Below are 18,654 nucleotides of genomic sequence, written 5' to 3'. Positions count from 1 at the left end.
CGGTCAGGCGAACAGGAACAGCACGAACCCGATGAGCGGCAGCGTTCCCTGCACGAGCGCGGGCCGCAGGTACCCGCGGCCGGTCGTCGTCAGCACGGCCGCCGCGAGCGCCATGCACGCGGTCGAGAACAGCACGAGGGCGCGCCCCGCCTCCTCGACGCCCGACCACACCAGGATGAGCCCGAGCGCGGCGCCGATGCCGAGGAACAGGTTGTAGAAGCCCTGGTTGTAGGCCATCGGCTTCGTGATGTCGGCCGCGGCCTGGTCGGCGACCCCGAAGGTCTTCCAGGTCTTCGGCCGCGTCCACAGCACGCTCTCCAGCAGGAAGATGTAGCCGTGCAGCAGCGCGGCGAGTGCGACGAAGACGCTGGCGATGACGAGCATGCGGCGATCGTACCCGGGGGCGCCGGGCGTCGGCGCGGGGGCACGCCTGTCAGCTCGACGGCGACTCGACCTCGATCCGGGGCTCGATGCCGAGGAACCGGCCGAGTTCGGCGACGGATGCTTCGAGCGCGCGCTGCTCGTCGGCGTCGAGCGCGCGCCACGGTACGACCCGCACCGTCGATGGCGCCGAGGCGGTGGGCGGCGCCCACCGGCCGATCATGACGCCGTCGCACATGAGCGCGTGGAGCGGGAACTCGGCGTGCACGCTGCTGTCGCCCGGTGCCTGCAGGTAGGCACGGGGCGGCGCGTAGCCCATGATGTACTCGTCGTACGCCTGCAGCAGGTCGATCGTCGGGCCCTCCGCTGCCGCCGCCCCAGTCCCGCCCTCCGCTCCCGCCGAGCCGGGTTCGGTGCCGGCGGCCGCGCTCGCGAACCGATCGAGCTGCGACGCGCGCACGTGATGGGCGACCCCGTCGACGTCGAGCGTCTCGATCGGGTCGCCCGCGGCATCCGCCCGCTCGACGACGTCTGCGAGCGCGCGCCTCGCATCGGTCAGCGTGAAGCCCGACCAGGCCGCGAAGTCGCGATCGGTCACGGGCCCGCGCGCGTCGAGGAACCGGCTCGCGAGGTCGGCGAGCGCGTCGTCGCGCGGCCTCGGCGCAGACGGCGGCACGCGCTGGTCGAAGGCCGCGTGCGTGCGCTGCCTGCCGGCGTTCGCGCCGCTGATGAGGAGCCGTTCGAGCTCCGCCCGCATGAGGACGTACGACAGCGGCACCCCGGTGAAGGGCAGGCCCGCGTCGGCCAGGGCGGTCGCGAACTCGGCGCGCGTGCGATGGCCGCCGTCGGCGCTTCGCGCCACGACGTCGAGCGCGCGCACCGCATCCGCGCCGTCGACGCCGGTCGAGCGGTAGTAGGTGCCGTTCGCACGATGCACGCGCTCCGCCGAGAGCTCGAGCATCCACCTGGCGTCGTCGGGGTGCAGGAAGTGCCAGGTCGGGCGCAGCACGTGCGTGCGCAGGATGCGTCCGGCGTCGAGGTCGGCGGCGACGCTCGCGGCATCCGGCCTCACGCCGTGCGGAACGCGTTGCGCGAGCCCCCACTGCGCGGGCACGAACTCCTGGGCCTGCACCGCGCCGAACCGGCGAACGGACTCGGGTGCCGAGGGGTCCGACGGATGCCGCAGCCCCTGCACGTGCAGGCGCAGCGCGCGCAGTTCCGCGAGGTCCACGCCTACGACACGTCCCGCCGCCACGTGGTGAACCCGCCGATGAGGGTGGTGACCAGGCCGATGCCGAGCAGCACCAGCCCGCCCTGCCACCACTCGAGCGCGTCGGTCGAGCCGATCGCGGCCACGCTGTAGAACGAGGCGCCGACCAGGGCGTCGCTCGCGGCGCCCGGCAGGAACTTGCCGATGCCGGCGGTGACGTCGTTCAGCGAGGCGGCGAGGCGCAGGATCGGCTCGACGAACTGGGTGAACGCGATCACGATGACGATGGCCGCGACCTGGTTGGTGACGAGCGCGCCGAGCCCGACGCCGATCGTGCCCCAGAGCGCCATGGCGAGCACTCCGCGGCCGATGAGCGCCCATGTGTCGGTGGAGTCGAGCCCCGTGTCGATGCCGAACGCTCCGAGCGCTGCCGCGCCCGTGCCGACCGAGGTCGCGAACGCGACCACACCGAGTGCGGCGCCGAACAGCAGCTGCGACACGTACTTCGCCCACAGCACGCTGGTGCGGTGGGGCTGCACGAGGAACGTCGGCGTCAGCGTCTTGTGTCGGAACTCCGTGGTCACCGCGAGCGCACCGAACAGCACCGGGAACACGTACCCGATCGACGACGCGAAGCTGTAGACGAGCGGGGCGAGCCCCTCGGTCGGCAGCGGGGTCGAGCTCGCGCTCGCCGCAGCGCCCGGATTGTCGGTCGCCCAGCCGAGGAACGCGCCGAAGCCACCGGCGAGGAACGCCACGTAGAGCACGAGCAGCAGCGTGAGCAGCCACCACATGCGGGTGGTGAAGATCTTCTGGAACTCGGAGCCGAGCGCGCGCATGCCCATCACTCCTTGGCCCCGCCGGCGGTGGCGCCGGCGTCGTCGTCGGGGGTTTCGGATGCCGCGGGCGGCGCGTCGCCGTCGGGCTCGGGTTCGTCGGGCGCGGCCTGGTCGGGTTCGTCAGGCGCAGACTCGTCGGGCGTCGCCTGGTCGGCGGCCTCTTCGTCGTGGGCGCCGACGTCACCGCTCACGAGCGTGAGGAACGACTCCTCGAGCCCGGACTTCAGGCGGTACAGCGACTTGAGCTCGACCCCGCCGACGAATGCGGCGTGGCCGACGAGCCCGGGGTCGGGTTCGGCCACGATGAAGCCGTTACGGCCCTCGGTGAACTCGAGGCCGGCCTGCGACAGGGCGGCCGAGAGCCTGGCGCGGTCGGGGGAGTCGGCGATGGTGCGCGGCGCCGACTCGAGCTCGAGGCTCGCGAGCGTGCCGGTCTTGGCGAGGCGGCCGCGCGAGATGATCACGACGTCGTCGACGCTCTGCTGCACCTCGCTCAGCAGGTGCGAGCTCACGAGCACCGTGCGGCCGTCTTGCGCGAGGCGCTGCAGGAACGTGCGGATCCACTTGATGCCCTCGGGGTCGAGGCCGTTGATCGGCTCGTCGAGCACGAACACCGAGGGGTCGCCGAGCAGCGTGAAGGCGAGCGCGAGTCGCTGCCGCATGCCGAGCGAGTAGCCGCCGACGCGGCGGTCCGCGAACTCGCCGAGCCCGACCTGGTCGAGCACCACCGGCACGCGCGACGCGGGGATTCCGGCGGCGGTCGCCGTGACCTTCAGGTGGTTGCGGGCGGTGCGGCCGGGGTGGAAGTTCGCGTCGAGTGCGGCGCCGACCGTCTCGATCGGTCGCTTCAGCGCGTGGTAGGGCGTGCCGCCGAACGTGGCCGTGCCGCTGGAGGCCTTCACCAGCCCGAGCAGCACCCGCAACGTCGTCGTCTTGCCTGCGCCGTTCGGACCGAGGAACCCGGTCACCCTGCCGGGCTGCACGGTGAAGCTGAGGTCCTCGACGGCGGTGACGCTGCCGAAGTGCTTGCTGAGCCCGGTGATCTCGATGGGGATGCCGCTGGTCATGCGCTCTCCTCGTCTGCGGGGCGTCGGCCGCGCATGGCCGCGCCCCCGCACGGCCCGGCGACGCGTCGCCTTCGTTCACCCTAGCGACGCAGGGTCGCGCGCGGCATCCGTCACGCGGGGGATTCGCGAGATCGACGGATGCCGCGCGCGCGACGTTCGTGCTGATCGGAGCCGTTTCGGCGCCCGCCGACGCGTCAGTTGAGCGGTCGGATGCCGTCGGGCAGCACACCCCCGAGGTACAGGTCGGTCGCGAGGTCCTGGAGCGCGCCGAGCGCGACCCGCTGCGTCGTCGGGCCGTACGAGACGCGGGAGACGCCGAGCTCCTGGAGGCGCTCGGGCGCGGGCACCCCGGGCAGGCCGATGAGCGTCACCTTGAGCTCGCCGATGCCGGCGACGAGCTGCTGCACGACCTCCTCGCCGAAGATGCCGGGCACGAAGACGCTCGTCGCTCCCGCGTCGAGGAACGCGCGGCCGCGCTCGATGGCGTCGGCCACGTTCACCTCGAGCGTGCGGTCGCGTCCGCGCAGGAACGCGTCGGTGCGGGCGTTCAGCGCGAACGGCACGCCCTCGGCGTCGGCCGCGGCGACGGCGGCGCGCACCGCGGCGACCGACTCGTCGAGGGGCTTCAGCTGGTCTTCGAGGTTCGCGCCGACGATGCCCTCGCCGATGGCGCGGCGGATCGTCTCACCGGCGTCGCCGTACCCGGCCTCGAGGTCGGCGCTCACCGGCACGTCGACGTCGCGCGCGATGCGGCCGACCATGTCGAGCATGAGCTCGACCGGGATCTGCTCGCCGTCCTCATACCCGAACGTCGCGGCGATCGAGTGGCTCGCGGTCGCGAGGGCCTTCGTGCCGGGCAGGGCGGCGACGGCGCGAGCGGAGACGACGTCCCACACGTTCACCACCTGGAGGAGCTCGGGTGCGGTGTGCAGGCGGCGGAGTTCGGTTGCGCGTTCGACGATGCTGGTCATGCCTCCAGCGTATGGTCGCGTCGGAGTCCCTCGGCCGCGAGCGGCGGATCGGGTCCGGAATCCGCGACCCGAGCCGTCTCTCCCCGCGCGTCGGCGCGACGTGGTCAGCGCAGCGCCGCGGCCAGGCCCGCGAGCAGCCGGTCGACGTCCTCGTCGTCGGTGTAAGGCGCGAGGCCGATGCGCAGCCCGCCGGCGTCGCCGAGGCCGAGGCGTCTTGAGGCCTCGAGGGCGTAGAAGTTGCTGCTCGGGGCGAGCACCTTCACGTCCGCCAGTCGCTCGCTGACGGCGGATGCCTCGTGGTCGGCGAACGTGAGCAGCAGGGTCGGCGTGCGGCGGGCCGCGCGCGAGTGCAGGGTCGTGCCGGGCAGCTCGGCGACGGCGGCCTCGATGCGGGCGAGCAGCCGGGACTCGTGCTCGTGCAGCCCCGCATACGAGGCCTGCAGGCGGGCGCGGCGCGACGCCGCGGCATCCGTCGTCGCGGCTGCGTCGCTCGCGGCACCCACGGGCGCCGCGAGCCCTGCGAGCACGTCGACGGCGGCCGTCACCCCGGCGAGCAGCTCGTAGGGCAGCGTGCCGAACTCGAACCGCTCGGGCACGACGTCGGTCGCGGGCAGCAGCTTGTCGGGCACGATGCGCTCGAGCAGCTCGGCCCGTGACACGAGCACGCCGCAGTGGGGACCCAGGAACTTGTAGGGCGAGCACGTGAGGAAGTCGGCGCCGAGTTCCCCGAGATCGGGCAGTTCGTGCGCGCTGGAGTGCACGCCGTCGGCCCACACCAGGGCGCCGACCGCGTGCGCCGCCTCGGCGACGGCCGCGACATCCGGCATCGTGCCGATGAGGTTCGAGGCGGCCGTGATCGCGACGAGGCGCGTGCGCTCGCCGAGGAGCCCCGTGACGGCCTCGACCGGCAGCTCGCCCGTGGCCGGGTCGAAGTGGGCCCAGCGCACGGTGGCGCCGACGCGCTCGGCGGCCTGCACCCACGGCCGCACGTTCGAGTCGTGGTCGAGGCTCGTGACCACGATCTCGTCGCCGGGCCCCCACTCCCTCGACAGGTGGCGCGAGAAGTCGTACGTGAGCTGGGTGGCGCTGCGGCCGTGCACGATGCCGCGCGGGTGCGCGTCGGCGAAGTCGGCCATCGCGAGGCGGAACCCGTGCACCGCGTCCTCCGCGCGCCGTTCCGAGACCGACGACGTGCCCCGGTTCGAGAGGGGGCCCGTCAGCACGGAGGCGACGGCCTCGCCGACCGCGCGTGGCGTCTGCGTGCCGCCCGGCCCGTCGAACTGCGCCCATCCGCTCTCGAGCGACGGGAATGCGGACCGGATGCGGGCGACGTCGTAGGCCATGCGGCGAGCCTAAACGCCGCCACTCCGGTTAGCATTCAGCCATGAGCGGGGGTGGGGCCGCGGTATCCAGGGCGCAGGGAGCATCGTCTGCGCAGCCGAGCCCGAAGCGCGGGCGACGGTTCTCGGTGAACGCCGTGCTCGACGAGTTCTTCTTCGTGTTCGCCGGGCTCGCCGCGATCTGGCTCGCGTACCTGCTCTTCAGCGAGTCGTTCACGCTCGGCTGGTGGGGCATCCTGGTGATGATCGCGTTCTGGGTGCTGCTCGCCTACCTGGTGCTCCCGCGCGTGCACCGGGTGCTCACCACGATCTACGTGCCCGACTACTTCATGGGCCGCACGCGCACGAGCGACGGGCTCTTCGGCGACCCGGTCAACCTGGCCGTACTGGGCGGCGAGGCGGAACTGCTGCAGGCGATGCGCGATGCCGGGTGGACCCGCGCCGACGAGGTCACCGGGGCGTCGAGCTGGCGCATCATCACCTCGACGATCACACGCCGGAGCTACGACGAGGCCCCGGTCAGCCCGCTGTTCCTGTTCGGTCGCAAACAGGACTTCGCGTTCCAGCAGGAGGTCGAGGGCAACCCGGCCAAGCGCCATCACGTGCGGTTCTGGCGCACGCCGCAGGGGTGGTTGCTGCCCGGCGGCGCGCGGGTCGACTGGCTCGCTGCCGGCACCTTCGACCGCGCGGTGGGCTTCTCGATGTTCACGCTGCAGGTCACGCACAAGATCGACGCCGACACCGACGTCGAACGCGACCACATCGTGCGCACGCTGCGCGAGTCCGATCCGGTGATCGAGGTCAGCGTGCTCGCGGACTTCTCGACCGGGTACCACTCGCGCAACGGCGGCGGCGACACCATCCGCACCGACGGCGACCTGCCGGTGATCGACGTCAGTCGCGTGGCGGTGCCGTCGTGAGCGACGCGCGCAAGCGGTCGTCGACCGAGCCGCTCGAGCGGCTGGTCGGTCGAGCGGATGCCGCGGAGCCGCCCATGAAGCGCCCGGCCGCCGTGACCATGGGCGCGGTGCTCGTCGTCCTGCGGGTGCTGGGCGGCGCGATCTGGCTGCTCGCGCTCGGCGCGAACTGGCGCACGGTCCTGGCCGACGAGCTCGACGTCGTGACCGTCGACGCCGACACGCTGAACGCGTCGCTCGCGATCATCGTCGTGCCGGGGGCCGTCATCCTCCTCGTCGAGCTCGTGCTCGCCTGGCTCATCTTCCTCGGCGTGAACTGGGCCCGCATCCTGGTGATGATCTTCGCGACGCTCAGCATCAGCGGGTCGTTCGCCGCCTGGTGGGCCGGCGACCAGGAGCTGCACCTCGACTTCACGCTCGTGACGCTCGCGCTCGACATCCTGGTGATGCTCGCCCTCTCGAGCCGGGCCGCACGTGCGTACGCGCGGCGCCCGCGGCGGGGCGCGGCCTAGGCGGGCGCGCCCTCGCCGAACGCGCGCAGCCAGTGGTCGGCCACGAGTTCGGCGACCAGCAGCTCGCTGAGCGCCGCGATCGAGTCGTCCTCGTCGCCGTCGAAGCGGATCACCTGCTCAGCGCCCGGCAGGTCGCGCCCGACGGCGGCGAAGCGCGAGCCGCGCTGCGCCATCCAGTCGAGGGCCTGGGCGTCCCAGGCCGAGCCGGCGAACACGAGCGCGCGGTAGTCCTGCGTCTTGGTGAGGTACACGTCGACGTGTGACCAGTCGCCGGTCTCCGAGGCGAACGCGCCGCGCCGAGGCACCTCGCGGATCATGAGCGCCGACTGCTGGGCGCTCGACGCGCGTTCGGCGGGGGCGAGCGCCCACGTGCCGGTCGGGGTGGCGAGCAGGTCGGCGAGCTGCGGCATCCATTCGTCGACCGTGTCGAGCAGGCGGGAGTTGGCGGATGCCGCGGCGCGCACGGCTGCGGCGCCGAACCGTTCGGGCGGGGCGGTGCCGAGCAGCTCCTCGAGTACCGCGTCGAGCACGGCGAACGTCGCGCGGAACGTGCGGCAGGCCACGCCCGACGCCTCGACGCCGGCGAGCAGCGGCACGACGATGTCGGCGGCGCGCCCGAGCTCGGAGTCGGGCCGGTTGGTGACGGCGACGAGTCGCCCGGTGCCGCGGTAGCGCTCGACGGCCCGAAGCACCTCGACGCTGCCGCCCGTGGCCGAGACGGCGACGACCGCGAGGTCGGGCGCCGCCGGCGGCAGCAGCTCGGCGCTCGCGAGCTCGACGACGACGTTCGCACCGACGCTGCGGTAGCGGCGGGCGACGACGTCGGCGGCGTAGCGGCTCGAGCCCATGCCGAGCACGAGCACGCGCGAGGCGGCGAGCATCGGCAGGCGTTCGAGCCCGGAGAGGCCGGAGTCGAGCGCGTCGGCGAGCTGCTCGAGCGTGGTCGGGATCAGCTCGAGGTCGGCTCGAAAGGCGGCGGTGTCCATGGGCTCTCCGGGGTCTCGTTCGTCGAAGCGTAGCGATGCGTGATCGCGGCGTCAGGCGCGTAGCGCCAGGCCGGCAGGAAGTGGTCGGCGTAGTGCAGCTCGGCGGCGAGCTGCTCGGCCTCGAAGCCGGGCAGCAGTGCGTCGTCGAAGAGCTCGGGTCGCGCGAGCTCGCTGCGGTAGGCCGCGAGCAGTGCGGCCCTGGCCCGGTCGGCCCAGAGCCACGCGCCCTCGTCGGCCCGGCGCAGTCGCTTCTGCGCGACCGCCGCGACGAGGTCGAGCGATACGAGCAGGTGGGCGATGTCGCGGGCGGCGGCGTCGGGGCGCTCCCGATCGGCGGGGTCGAGCTGCGGGTCGCCGTCGAAGTCGATGACCGTGTACCGCCGGCCGTCCGTGCTGCCGGGGTCGGGGGAGGCGAGCACCTGGCCGAGGTGCAGGTCGCCGTGGATCGGGAACTCGAATCCGGGCGCCGTGCCTTCCAGCGAGCGGATGTCGCGGGCGAGCGCCTCGCGACGGTTCCGCAGCCGCGCCCCGGTCGGCCCGTCGCCGGCTGCGACGGCTCTTCGCAGCGCGTCGTCGGCCCGGTCGAGCCTGGCCGTCGCGGCATCCGCCCCGCCGGGGGAGGCGTTCGCGCCGAGCGCGCCGTGGATCCGGGCGGCCTTCGCGCCGAGCGTCGCGGGCCAGGCGGGCTCGGGGCCGCCGCCGCCGACCGCCGCGACGACGTCGTCGACGGCCCAGGTCCAGCCGTCTTCGGCCCCTGGCAGGTACTCGGTCACGACCGCGAGGCTCGACTCGCCGAGCTCGGGGTGCCGCCAGGCGACGCGTCCGTGGAGTCGCGCCACGTCGTCGGAGCGGGCCTCGGCGAGCCGTTCGAGCAGGTCGCCCGCCCGATCGGCGGCGGCCCACCGGCCGACGATCTTCACGACGAGACGCCCGTCGACGATGACCGAGGTGTTGGTCTGGTCGACGGCGATCGCCCGCTCGCCGGCGGTCTCGGCCACGGCGGGTTCGACCAGGCGCGCCAGGGCGAGCGCGACCCCGTCGCCGGCTGCGGGGGGAGCGCCGTCGAAGGCGATCGTGCCGTCGGGCGCGACCGAGAGGGCTCGGCCGGCGAGCACCGGTCGCGGGCCACTGACGAAGGAGTTCATTGAATCCGGATTGTAACAACTGTGCAAAACCGTCACCAGTACGTCCTGAAAACCATTGCGGTTCCTTGATGCTCGGTGCAACAATTCCACAACCTTTCCCGACGCCCCAGGAGGTCCCCCATGTCCACCACGCGCCGCATCTCCATCGCCGCGGCCGGAACCGCCGCGCTGGCACTCGCCCTGTCGTCGTGCTCCGGCAGCACCGGCGGCGACTCCACCGAGATCGACCCGAGTGCCGACATCTCGAAGCAGACGCTCACCGTCTCGATCTGGGCCGACTACTACCCCGAAGATCTCGCCGCGCAGTTCGAGGAGGCGACCGGCGTCAAGACGACGATCGTGAACCACACCACGAACGAGGACATCGTCGCGAAGCTCACCGCGAGCGCCGACTCCGGCATCGACGTGGCGTTCGTCTCCGGCCAGTACGCGCAGGCGCTCGGCGAGCAGGGCCTGCTCGCCGAACTCGACAAGTCGCTCATCCCGAACGAGTCGAACCTCTACCCCGAGGCGCTCGAGCTCGACTACGACGAGGGCAACGTCTACTCCGAGCCCTACGCCTGGGGCACGACGGGCCTCTGCTACCGCCCCGACCTCACGGGCTTCGACCCGACGTCGTGGAACGACCTGCTGAACCCGAAGCCCGAGCTCGACGGCAAGACCACCATGCTCTCGACCGACCGCTGGCTCGCGATGCCCGCGCTCAAGGCTGCGGGCCACTCGCTCAACACGACCGACGACGCCGAGCTCGCCGAGGCCAAGGACCAGCTGCTGAAGACCAAGCCGACCCTGCTCGCCTACGACGACACCACGTTCTACTCGAAGCTCGTCTCGGGCGAGGCTGCGATGGTCGAGGCGTGGGACGGCTGGTGCAACTACGGCATCGCCGAAGACCCGTCGATCAAGTTCGTCGTGCCCGACGAGGGCGCCGACCTCTGGGTCGACACCATGACCGTGCTGGAGAGCTCGAAGAACAAGGAGGCCGCCATGGCCTTCGTGAACTACATCCTCGACCCCGAGGTGCAGACGTGGGTCGCCGAGAACATCCTCTACAAGGTGCCCAACCAGGCCGCGATGGAGGCCCTCGACCCGACGCTCATCGAGTCGTACCCGACGCTCGGCATCACGGTCGACGAGCTCTTCCAGCAGGAGGTCATCGTCGACCTGGGCGAGGACTCGCTCAAGTACGTCGACCTCAACTCCGAAGTCCTCGCGACGAACTGACGCGCGCGACCCCGACGCTGTGACCCAGACGCCCCACCAGACGACCCCCGGCGTGCGCGCGAACCGCGTGCGCCGGGGGCTCGCCCCTGTTCCGTTCCTCGCCCCGGGAATGCTCTTCCTCATCGTCTTCATGGCGATCCCGGTGGGGCTGCTCGCGTTCTACACGTTCTTCAAGCGCGGCCGCTTCGGCGGCATCGTGTTCGAGTTCACGTTCGACAACTGGACGAAGCTGCTCGAGCCGCTCTACCTCGGCGTCATCGTGCAGTCGATCGGCATGGCGCTCGTCGTCACGCTGCTCGCGCTCGCCATCGGCTACCCGATGGCCTACGCGATCGCCGGGCTCTCGCCCAAGTGGCGCACGATCGCGCTGATCGCCGTCGTGCTGCCGTTCTGGACGAACTTCCTCGTGCGCACCTACGCCTGGATCCTGCTGCTGAACAATGCGGGCTGGGTGAACCAGGCGCTGCAGGGCCTCGGCCTGACCGACGAGCCGATCAGCATGCTCTACACGCCCCAGGCGATCGCAGTCGGCCTGCTGTACATGTACCTGCCGCTCATGGTGCTGCCCCTCTACGCCTCGCTGCAGCAGCTCGACCCGTCGCTGCGCGAAGCCGCCACGAACCTCGGTGCGAACCCGTGGCGCGCGTTCCGCACGGTGACGCTGCCGCTCTCGCTGCCCGGGGCGCTCACCGGATGCGTGTTCGTGTTCGTGCCCGCGATGTCGAACTTCGTGATCCCCGAGCTCATCGGCGGCGGCAAGACGATCATGGTCGGCAACCTCGTGCGCGACCAGTTCTTCGAGGCCCGCGACTGGCCGTTCGGCGCGACCCTGGCCCTGCTGCTCACGATCATCCTCGTGCTCGTCATCGTGCTGCAGTCCGCGGTCTCGCGCCGCGTCACGGAAGGACCCCGACGTGGCTGAGACGACCACCCGAACGGATGCCGCGGCCGCCGCGAACCCGACCACGACCGCGATGCGCGAGCTCGAGCCCTCGGCGAAGCCGCGCGCCGTGCGCAAGCCCCGCGGCATCCTCGTTCCGCTCTGGATCGGGTACGTGTTCCTGTACCTGCCGATCCTCGTCGTCGTGATCATGAGCTTCAACGACTCCGAGAACCTGTTCGTCTGGCGCGGGTTCTCGCTGCGCTGGTACCCCGAGGTGTTCGCCGACCAGGCGCTCATGCAGGGGCTCGGCAACACCCTCATCGTGGCGACCGGCGCGACGGCGATCGCGACCGTGCTCGGCACGCTGCTCGCCTACGGCATCCAGCACTACACGCGCGGCGGGTTCGTGCGGGCGTTCGCGATCGCCCCCGCGATCCTGCCCGACCTGCTGCTCGGCATCGGACTGCTCACGCTGTTCGCCCTGCTCGGCATCACGCTCGGCCTGCACTCGGTGATCCTCGCCCACGGCGTGTTCGCGACCGCGTTCGTGACCGCGATCGTGCTCGCGCGCATGGCGAGCATCGACCCGAGCCTCGAGGAGGCCTCGCGCGATCTCGGGGCCGGGCCGGTGCGCACGTTCATGCGCGTGACCCTGCCGCAGCTCGCGCCGGGCATCGTGGCGGGCGCACTGCTCGCCTTCACGCTCTCGCTCGACGAGTTCGTCATCGCGTTCTTCACCACCGCGCCGACCCAGCCCACCCTGCCGATCGTCATCTACTCGATGGTGCGATTCGGCGTGACCCCCGAGGTCAACGCCCTCGCCACCCTGCTGCTGTTCGTGAGCGTCGTGACCGTGATCGCGGCGCAGCGCCTGACCCGACTGACTGGATCCTCGAAATGACCACTGCCCCACTGCTCCGGGTCGACGGCGTGCGCGCCGTGTACGGCGACACGGTCGCCCTGCACGATGTCTCGCTCGACATCGGCGACAACGAGTTCTTCGCCCTGCTCGGCCCGTCGGGCTGCGGCAAGACCACGCTGCTGCGCTCCATCGCGGGCTTCGAGACGCCCGCCGCCGGCCGCATCGAGGTCGACGGCCACGACCTGCTGCGCATGCCGGCGCACAAGCGCCCGGTGAACATGATGTTCCAGAGCTACGCGCTGTTCCCGCACATGAGCATCGAGAAGAACATCGCCTACGGCCTCGAGGCCGAGGGCCTCGGGCGCGCCGAGATCGCGCGGCGGGTCGCCGAGGTCGTCGAGGTGGTCGGGCTCGGGCACCTCGCCAAGCGCCGCCCGGCGCAGCTCTCGGGGGGCCAGCGCCAGCGCGTCGCGCTCGCCCGCGCCATCGTCAAGCGCCCGCGCCTGCTGCTGCTCGACGAGCCGCTCTCGGCGCTCGACCGGCAGGTGCGCGCCTCCATGCAGCTCGAGCTGAAGCGCCTGCAGCACGAGGTGGGCCTCACCTTTGTGGTCGTCACGCACGACCAGGAGGAGGCCATGTCGATGGCCGACCGCATCGCCGTGCTGCGCGACGGGCGCCTCGAGCAGCTCGCGACCCCGCAGGAGCTCTACGCGAACCCGGCGTCGCGGTTCGTCGCGTCGTTCATCGGATCGGCCAACCTGCTCGACGGTGCCGCCTCGTCGACCGGCATCGACGTGCCGGGCGTCGGCTCGGTGCCGGCGCCGCACGGGCTCGCCGCGGGCGCTGCGGCGACCGCAGTCGTGCGCCCCGAAGACGTCGAGCTGATCGAGGCCGCGACCGCCGCGATGCGCGGCACGGTCATCGACACCTACTTCCTCGGCGGGGCCTCGACCATCTCGATCGAGGTGGAGGGACTGCCGGCGACGCTGCTCGCGACCGTGCACGGCGCGAGCCGTCTCGTGCGGGGCGAGTCCGTGGGCGTGCGCTTCGGTCGCACCTCGGTGGTCGCGCGCGAGCACGCCGCCGAGGCATCCGTTCAGGAGGCGGTCAGCGCATGACCCGTCGCGAGCCTCGCGTTGGCCACGATGAGCTCGAGGGCTGCATCATGGTCGATGGTCGGGTGCTCGGCGATGATGCGGTAGCCGTAGGCGTCTTCGAGGGCGACCAGGTTTCGGGCGATCACGAGCGACGACTGCGCGAGCGTGAAGATCCCGCGCGCGGCGCCCTGCTCGAGCACGACCTGGTACATGCCGACCTGGCGGTCGTAGAGGGTGGTCAGCAGCGAGGCCATGAGCGGGTTGCGGCCGGCCGAGCCGCCGAGCTCGCAGAGCAGGCGCACCTCGGTGTCTCCCGGCCCGCTCGGGAGGCCCGACTTCGCGAGCGCGAGCAGGCGCGCCACGGGGTCGTCGGGCAGGCCCTCGAGCATGCGCACGCGACCCTCGTAGAAGCGCTCCATGCCGGCGCGGTTGGCCTCGAACATGAGCTCGTCGATGTCGGGGTAGTAGTAGAGCACCGCACCCGACGTGAGCCCGGCCTCCTCGGCCACGCGGTTCAGCCGCGCGCCCTCGGGGCCGTGCGCCGCGATCGCCCGCTGGGCCGCGGCGACCAATTGGCTCCGACGCTCCTCCTGCCGCTTCGGCCTGGCCATGCGCGCTCCCCTCGTGGCAGACAGATTGTCTGCATCATTGCTCAATCTTAGGGCGTTTCGACCGCTTTCCATATAGGTCTTGACCGACCAGATTCTCTCTAGCAACATTCAAAGAACACCGATGAACGGAGACCCGATGACCGAGGAACGGCGCACCTATCTCTTCATGCCCGAGAGCGCGTACGGCCCGACCAACAACTGCATCGGCATCGGCAACGAACTGCTGAAGCGGGGGCACCGCGTCGTGTTCGCCGCCGAGCGCTCCTGGCAGGGCAAGCTCGCGGCGCTCGGGTTCGAGGAGGACCTCGTCGACCTCGCGCCCGTCGAGGAGCCGGCCGCGGGCGCCGACGCGGGCGCCGACGCGGGCGCGGGCGCCGGCGACGAGGCCGACCAGGACGCGGGAGCGTTCTGGAAGGAGTACATCAAGGCCGTCTCGCCCGAGTTCCGCAAGAGCACCGCCGAGCAGCTCGAGACCGTCACGCTGCCGATCTGGGAGGAGCTGGCGAACGGCGCCAAGCACTGCGAGCCGCAGCTCAAGGCGATCATCGAGCGGGTGCAGCCCGACGTGATCATCGAGGACAACGTCATCGCGTTCCCGGCGCTCGTCACGGCGGGCGTGCCGTTCGTGCGCATCGTGAGCTGCAACCCGCTCGAGGTTCCGGGCGAGGGCGTCGCGCCCGTGTTCTCCGGCCTCGCCGAAGACGACCGGGAGGGCTGGGCGGCATTCCGCGCGGAGTACGAGCGCACCCACCGCGCCTTCTGGGAGTCCTACAACGCCTGGGTGCAGGAGCAGGGCGCGCCCGCGCTGCCCGACCTCGAGTTCATCCACACGGGCGTCGAGAACCTCTACGTGTACCCCGAGGTGCTCGATTACACCGACGACCGCGCGCTCGACGAGCACTGGACCCGCCTCGACTCCTCCGTCCGCGAGACCGAGCAGGCTCCCGCCGACCTGCCCGCCTCGTTCACCGACGGCAGTCGACCGCTCGTGTACTTCAGCCTCGGCTCGCTCGGCTCGGCCGACGTCGACCTCATGAAGCGCGTCATCTCGGTGCTCGCCGACCTGCCGGTGAACGTCATCGTCTCGAAGGGGCCGCTGCACGACGAGTTCGAGCTCGCCGACAACATGTGGGGCGCCGAGTTCCTGCCGCAGACGAAGATCCTGCCGCTCGTCGACCTCGTCATCACCCACGGCGGCAACAACACGACCACCGAGGCGCTGCACTTCGGCAAGCCGATGATCCTGCTCCCGCTCTTCTGGGACCAGTACGACAACGCCCAGCGCGTGCACGAACGCGGCTACGGCATCCGCCTCAGCACCTACGGCTTCACCGCCGACGAACTCCAGGGTGCCGTGACGGGCCTGCTCGCCGACACCGCCCTGCGCGAGCGCATCGCCGCCGTCGGCGCCGACATCCGCTCGAAGGACGGTGTCTCGGCCGCGGCCGACGCCATCGAGCGCGCGGGCGCCCGGGTGCACGCGTGACGCAGATCGCCCAGGCGACGGATGCCGCGACGCAGGCGCTCGCGGGCGCGGCACCGACCCCGTTCTGGCTCGATCGCCCCGAGGCGCCCGCCGCGCGCCCCCGGGTCGAAGGCGCCGTCGAGGCCGACCTGGTCGTCGTCGGAGGCGGATTCACCGGGCTCTGGACCGCCTGGCAGGCCACCGAGCGCGAGCCGGGTCGATCGGTCGTGATCCTCGAGTCCGAGCGCATCGCGCACGGCGCGACCGGCCGCAACGGCGGCTTCGTCGCGGCCTCGCTCACGCACGGCCTGACGCATGGCGAGGCGATCTGGCCGAAGCAGGTGCGGGCGCTGCACGAGGAGGGCGACCGCAACCTCGCCGCGCTCGTCGAGGCGATCGAGGCCGCCGGCATCGACTGCGACCTGCGGCGGGTCGGCAAGACGACGCTCGCGATCGAGCCGTGGCAGGTCGACGGGCTCCGCGAGGCGCGCGACCTCGGCGCGAAGTTCGGCGTCGACCTCGAGCTGCTCTCGCGCGACGAGGTGCAGGCCGACGTGCACTCGCCGACCTACCTCGGCGGGCTCCGCGACCGCACGGGCACCGTGCTCGTCGACCCGGCGAAGCTCGCCTGGGGCATGGCCGCCGAGCTCGAGCGCCGCGGGGTGCGCGTGTACGAGGCATCCGCCGTGACCGGGCTCTCGCGCATCAATGCAGCGGGCGGTGCGGGTGACGGCACCGGGGCCGGGGTCCGGGCGACCACCGCGCACGGCCACGTCGACGCGCGCGAGGCGGTCGTCGCGACCGCGGCGTACCCGTCGCCGCTGAAGCGCCTCGGGAACTACATCATGCCGCTCTACGACCACGTGCTCATGACCGAGCCGCTCACCGAGGCGCAGCGCGCATCGATCGGCTGGGCCGAGGGGCAGGGGCTCACCGACGCGGGCAACCAGTTCCACTACTACCGGCCCACCGCCGACGGCCGCATCCTCTTCGGCGGATGGGACGCCGTGTACTACTTCGGCGGCAAGGTCGATGCGAGCCTCGAGCAGCGCGACAGCTCGCACGAGCTGCTCGCCCGCCACTTCTTCGAGACGTTCCCGCAACTCGCGGGGCTGCGCTTCACCAACCGGTGGGCCGGGCCGATCGACTCGACCACCCGGTTCACGGCCGCCTACGGCACGGCGTTCGGCGGGCGCGTCGCCTACGCGGTCGGCCACACCGGCCTCGGGGTCGGCGCGTCGCGGTTCTCTGCGGATGTCGCACTCGACCTGCTCGCGGGGGAGCCCACGTCGCGCCTGCGCTACGACATCGTGCGCAAGCGACCGTTCCCCGTGCCGCCCGAGCCGCTCCGCAACCCCATCATCCAGTTCACCCGCCACTCGATCCTGAGCGCCGACGCGCACGAGGGTCGGCGCAACCTCTGGCTGCGCACGCTCGACCGCTTCGGGCTCGGGTTCAACTCGTAGGCAGCTCACCGGGCTCGCGCCACCGACCACGCACGACCGCGACGAGGCATCCGTCACCGGCATCCGCCGCCGGATCCCGTCCTCTGAAAGGAACACCATGACCACCGGCACCTTCATCGGCGAGTACCGCGCCGGCTCGGGCGGCGACACCGTCATCACGAACCCGGCGACCGAGCAGGAGGTCGCGGCGTTCAGCGCCTCCGGCGTCGCCGACGTCGACGAGGCCGCGGCGGCGGCGCGTGCGGCTCAGCCCGAGTGGGCGGCGAAGACGCCTGGGGAGCGCTCGCTCGCGCTGCTGAAGCTGGCCGACGCGCTCGAGGCCGACGCCGAGAACCTCGCCCGCCTCGAGGTCGAGGACTCGGGCAAGCCGTGGACGACGGCGTACGACGGCGAGCTGCCGTTCGGCGTCGACAACCTGCGCTTCTTCGCGGGCGCCGCCCGCTCGCTGGACGGCACGGGCGCGGGGTCGTTCTCGAACGGCTACACGTCGATCCTCACGCGCCGTCCGGTCGGCGTCGTCGCGGGCATCACACCGTGGAACTTCCCGCTCATCATGGCGATCTGGAAGGCCGGGCCTGCGCTCGCCGCCGGCAACGCGGTGATCGTGAAGCCCGCACCGGCCACCCCGCGCACGACCCTGCGGTTCGCCGAGCTCGCGCTCGAGGCCGGGCTGCCCGCTGGCCTCTTCAACGTCGTGACCGGCGACGCCGAGGTCGGCCAGGCGCTCGTCACCCACAAGCAGGTCGACATGGTGAGCGTCACCGGGTCGACCCAGACCGGCAAGGCCGTCATGCGCGGCGCCGTCGAGGGTGTCAAGCGCGTGCACCTCGAGCTCGGCGGCAAGGCGCCCGTCATCGTGTTCAAGGACGCCGACCTCGGCGCCATGGCCCACGCCGTCGCGCTCGGCGCGACCTACAACACCGGGCAGGACTGCACGGCCGCGACCCGCGTGTACCTCGAGCGCTCGGTCTACGACGACGGCGTCGCCGCCCTGCGTGCCGCGATCTCCGACATCAAGGCCGGCGACCCGATGGACGCCGAGACGCACATCGGCCCGCTCATCTCGCGCGGGCACCGCGAGCGCGTCGAGGGGTTCGTCTCCCGGGCGGTCGCCGAGGGAGCGGAGGCGCTCGTCGGCGGCCGCGCCATCGACCGCGTCGGCTCGTACTTCGCCCCCACCCTGCTCGTCGGCGCCGCCCAGTCGTCCGAGATCGTGCAGGGCGAGGTCTTCGGCCCCGTGCTCGTGGTGCTGCCCTTCGACGGCGAGGCCGAGGGCATCGCCCTCGCGAACGACAACGCGTACGGCCTCGCCTCGTCGGTGTGGACCTCGGATGTCGCGCGCGCCCTGCGCGTGAGCCAGTCGCTCGACGTCGGGGTGACCTGGGTCAACGACCACCTGCCCATCGCCTCGGAGGCGCCGCACGGCGGAGTCAAGGGATCGGGCTTCGGCAAGGACATGTCGATGGAGCCGCTGCTCGACTACTCGGTCACCCGGCACCTCATGATCCGGCACGCGGCACCACCCGAGACCACGGGCTTCCGCCCCGCCTGATCCCTCGGCCGGTCGTGCGTGGGCGGGCGCCGGCGCGCTCGCTGGCCAGATCAGGGCGGCCGGGGACTGCGGGAGGAGATTCGCGCGAGCGGAGGGCGGTTCACACGGAAACGCCCTCCGCTCGCG

The 18,654-nt window shown here is 72.0% G+C and carries 18 protein-coding genes; 9 read left to right on the top strand and 9 right to left on the bottom strand.

Translation table 11 applies throughout. The annotated features are described in order from the left end of the window. Positions 1–3: 3 nt before the first annotated feature. From ACFVS8_RS15240 to ACFVS8_RS15215, 6 genes are all read right to left on the bottom strand, one after another. The gene (locus tag ACFVS8_RS15240) at positions 4–384 is read right to left on the bottom strand and encodes a DUF1304 domain-containing protein (RefSeq protein WP_387063957.1); all 381 of its coding nucleotides are present in this window, start codon (positions 382–384) and stop codon (positions 4–6) included. A gap of 49 nt (positions 385–433) precedes the next feature. Beyond that, positions 434–1,612 (bottom strand): winged helix DNA-binding domain-containing protein, encoded by a 1,179-nt coding sequence (locus ACFVS8_RS15235; RefSeq protein WP_387063955.1) that lies wholly within the window; start codon positions 1,610–1,612, stop codon positions 434–436. Between the two features lie 2 nt (positions 1,613–1,614). After that, positions 1,615–2,430, bottom strand: coding sequence for an ABC transporter permease (locus ACFVS8_RS15230; protein ID WP_387063952.1), 816 nt, complete (start codon positions 2,428–2,430; stop codon positions 1,615–1,617). A gap of 5 nt (positions 2,431–2,435) precedes the next feature. Beyond that, positions 2,436–3,497, bottom strand: a complete 1,062-nt coding sequence (locus ACFVS8_RS15225) for an ATP-binding cassette domain-containing protein (protein ID WP_387063949.1) — start codon at positions 3,495–3,497, stop codon at positions 2,436–2,438. Positions 3,498–3,691: 194 nt separating this feature from the next. Continuing rightward, positions 3,692–4,468: an isocitrate lyase/phosphoenolpyruvate mutase family protein gene (locus ACFVS8_RS15220; RefSeq protein WP_387063946.1), complete on the bottom strand. Its 777-nt coding sequence runs from the start codon at positions 4,466–4,468 to the stop codon at positions 3,692–3,694. Between the two features lie 104 nt (positions 4,469–4,572). Further along, entirely contained in the window at positions 4,573–5,811 is a 1,239-nt protein-coding gene (locus ACFVS8_RS15215; RefSeq protein WP_387063943.1) for a cysteine desulfurase-like protein, read from the bottom strand. A gap of 41 nt (positions 5,812–5,852) precedes the next feature. On the opposite strand from ACFVS8_RS15215, the gene ACFVS8_RS15210 reads away from it, so the two are divergent. Beyond that, a complete protein-coding gene (locus ACFVS8_RS15210) occupies positions 5,853–6,728 on the top strand; it encodes an LssY C-terminal domain-containing protein (protein ID WP_387063940.1) in 876 nt (291 codons plus the stop codon). Then, positions 6,725–7,237, top strand: coding sequence for a hypothetical protein (locus ACFVS8_RS15205; protein ID WP_387063938.1), 513 nt, complete (start codon positions 6,725–6,727; stop codon positions 7,235–7,237). Before ACFVS8_RS15210 ends, ACFVS8_RS15205 begins: the two co-directional genes overlap by 4 nt. On the opposite strand, the gene ACFVS8_RS15200 is transcribed toward ACFVS8_RS15205, so the two are convergent. Together ACFVS8_RS15200 and ACFVS8_RS15195 are read right to left on the bottom strand one after the other, a co-directional pair. Beyond that, complete coding sequence (locus ACFVS8_RS15200) at positions 7,234–8,223, bottom strand: SIS domain-containing protein (RefSeq protein ID WP_387063935.1); 990 nt, start codon at positions 8,221–8,223, stop codon at positions 7,234–7,236. The genes ACFVS8_RS15205 and ACFVS8_RS15200 overlap by 4 nt on opposite strands. Then, entirely contained in the window at positions 8,187–9,368 is a 1,182-nt protein-coding gene (locus ACFVS8_RS15195) for a hypothetical protein (RefSeq protein ID WP_387063933.1), read from the bottom strand. The genes ACFVS8_RS15200 and ACFVS8_RS15195 overlap by 37 nt, the downstream gene beginning before the upstream one ends. Positions 9,369–9,488: 120 nt before the next feature. On the opposite strand from ACFVS8_RS15195, the gene ACFVS8_RS15190 reads away from it, so the two are divergent. Genes ACFVS8_RS15190 through ACFVS8_RS15175 form a run of 4 tightly spaced genes read left to right on the top strand, consistent with a single transcriptional unit; the run spans position 9,489 to position 13,455 of the window. Next, a complete protein-coding gene (locus ACFVS8_RS15190; protein WP_387063930.1) occupies positions 9,489–10,592 on the top strand; it encodes a spermidine/putrescine ABC transporter substrate-binding protein in 1,104 nt (367 codons plus the stop codon). 19 nt (positions 10,593–10,611) lie between these two features. Then, entirely contained in the window at positions 10,612–11,514 is a 903-nt protein-coding gene (locus ACFVS8_RS15185; protein WP_387063928.1) for an ABC transporter permease, read from the top strand. After that, entirely contained in the window at positions 11,507–12,376 is an 870-nt protein-coding gene (locus ACFVS8_RS15180) for an ABC transporter permease (RefSeq protein ID WP_387063925.1), read from the top strand. The genes ACFVS8_RS15185 and ACFVS8_RS15180 overlap by 8 nt, the downstream gene beginning before the upstream one ends. Then, the gene (locus tag ACFVS8_RS15175; protein ID WP_387063923.1) at positions 12,373–13,455 is read left to right on the top strand and encodes an ABC transporter ATP-binding protein; all 1,083 of its coding nucleotides are present in this window, start codon (positions 12,373–12,375) and stop codon (positions 13,453–13,455) included. The genes ACFVS8_RS15180 and ACFVS8_RS15175 overlap by 4 nt, the downstream gene beginning before the upstream one ends. On the opposite strand, the gene ACFVS8_RS15170 is transcribed toward ACFVS8_RS15175, so the two are convergent. Then, complete coding sequence (locus ACFVS8_RS15170; RefSeq protein WP_387063920.1) at positions 13,434–14,045, bottom strand: TetR/AcrR family transcriptional regulator; 612 nt, start codon at positions 14,043–14,045, stop codon at positions 13,434–13,436. The genes ACFVS8_RS15175 and ACFVS8_RS15170 overlap by 22 nt on opposite strands. 136 nt (positions 14,046–14,181) lie before the next feature. Here ACFVS8_RS15170 and ACFVS8_RS15165 point away from each other — a divergent pair, with 136 nt between their 5' ends. From ACFVS8_RS15165 to ACFVS8_RS15155, 3 genes are all read left to right on the top strand, one after another. Further along, complete coding sequence (locus ACFVS8_RS15165) at positions 14,182–15,531, top strand: nucleotide disphospho-sugar-binding domain-containing protein (protein ID WP_387063917.1); 1,350 nt, start codon at positions 14,182–14,184, stop codon at positions 15,529–15,531. Then, complete coding sequence (locus tag ACFVS8_RS15160) at positions 15,528–16,976, top strand: NAD(P)/FAD-dependent oxidoreductase (protein WP_387063914.1); 1,449 nt, start codon at positions 15,528–15,530, stop codon at positions 16,974–16,976. The genes ACFVS8_RS15165 and ACFVS8_RS15160 overlap by 4 nt, the downstream gene beginning before the upstream one ends. A gap of 97 nt (positions 16,977–17,073) precedes the next feature. After that, complete coding sequence (locus ACFVS8_RS15155) at positions 17,074–18,528, top strand: aminobutyraldehyde dehydrogenase (RefSeq protein ID WP_387063911.1); 1,455 nt, start codon at positions 17,074–17,076, stop codon at positions 18,526–18,528. Positions 18,529–18,654: the final 126 nt, after the last annotated feature.

The organism is Agromyces sp. NPDC058110 (assembly GCF_042884735.1).
GTDB lineage: Bacteria > Actinomycetota > Actinomycetes > Actinomycetales > Microbacteriaceae > Agromyces.
This window is presented reverse-complemented; position numbering and strand designations above follow the sequence as displayed.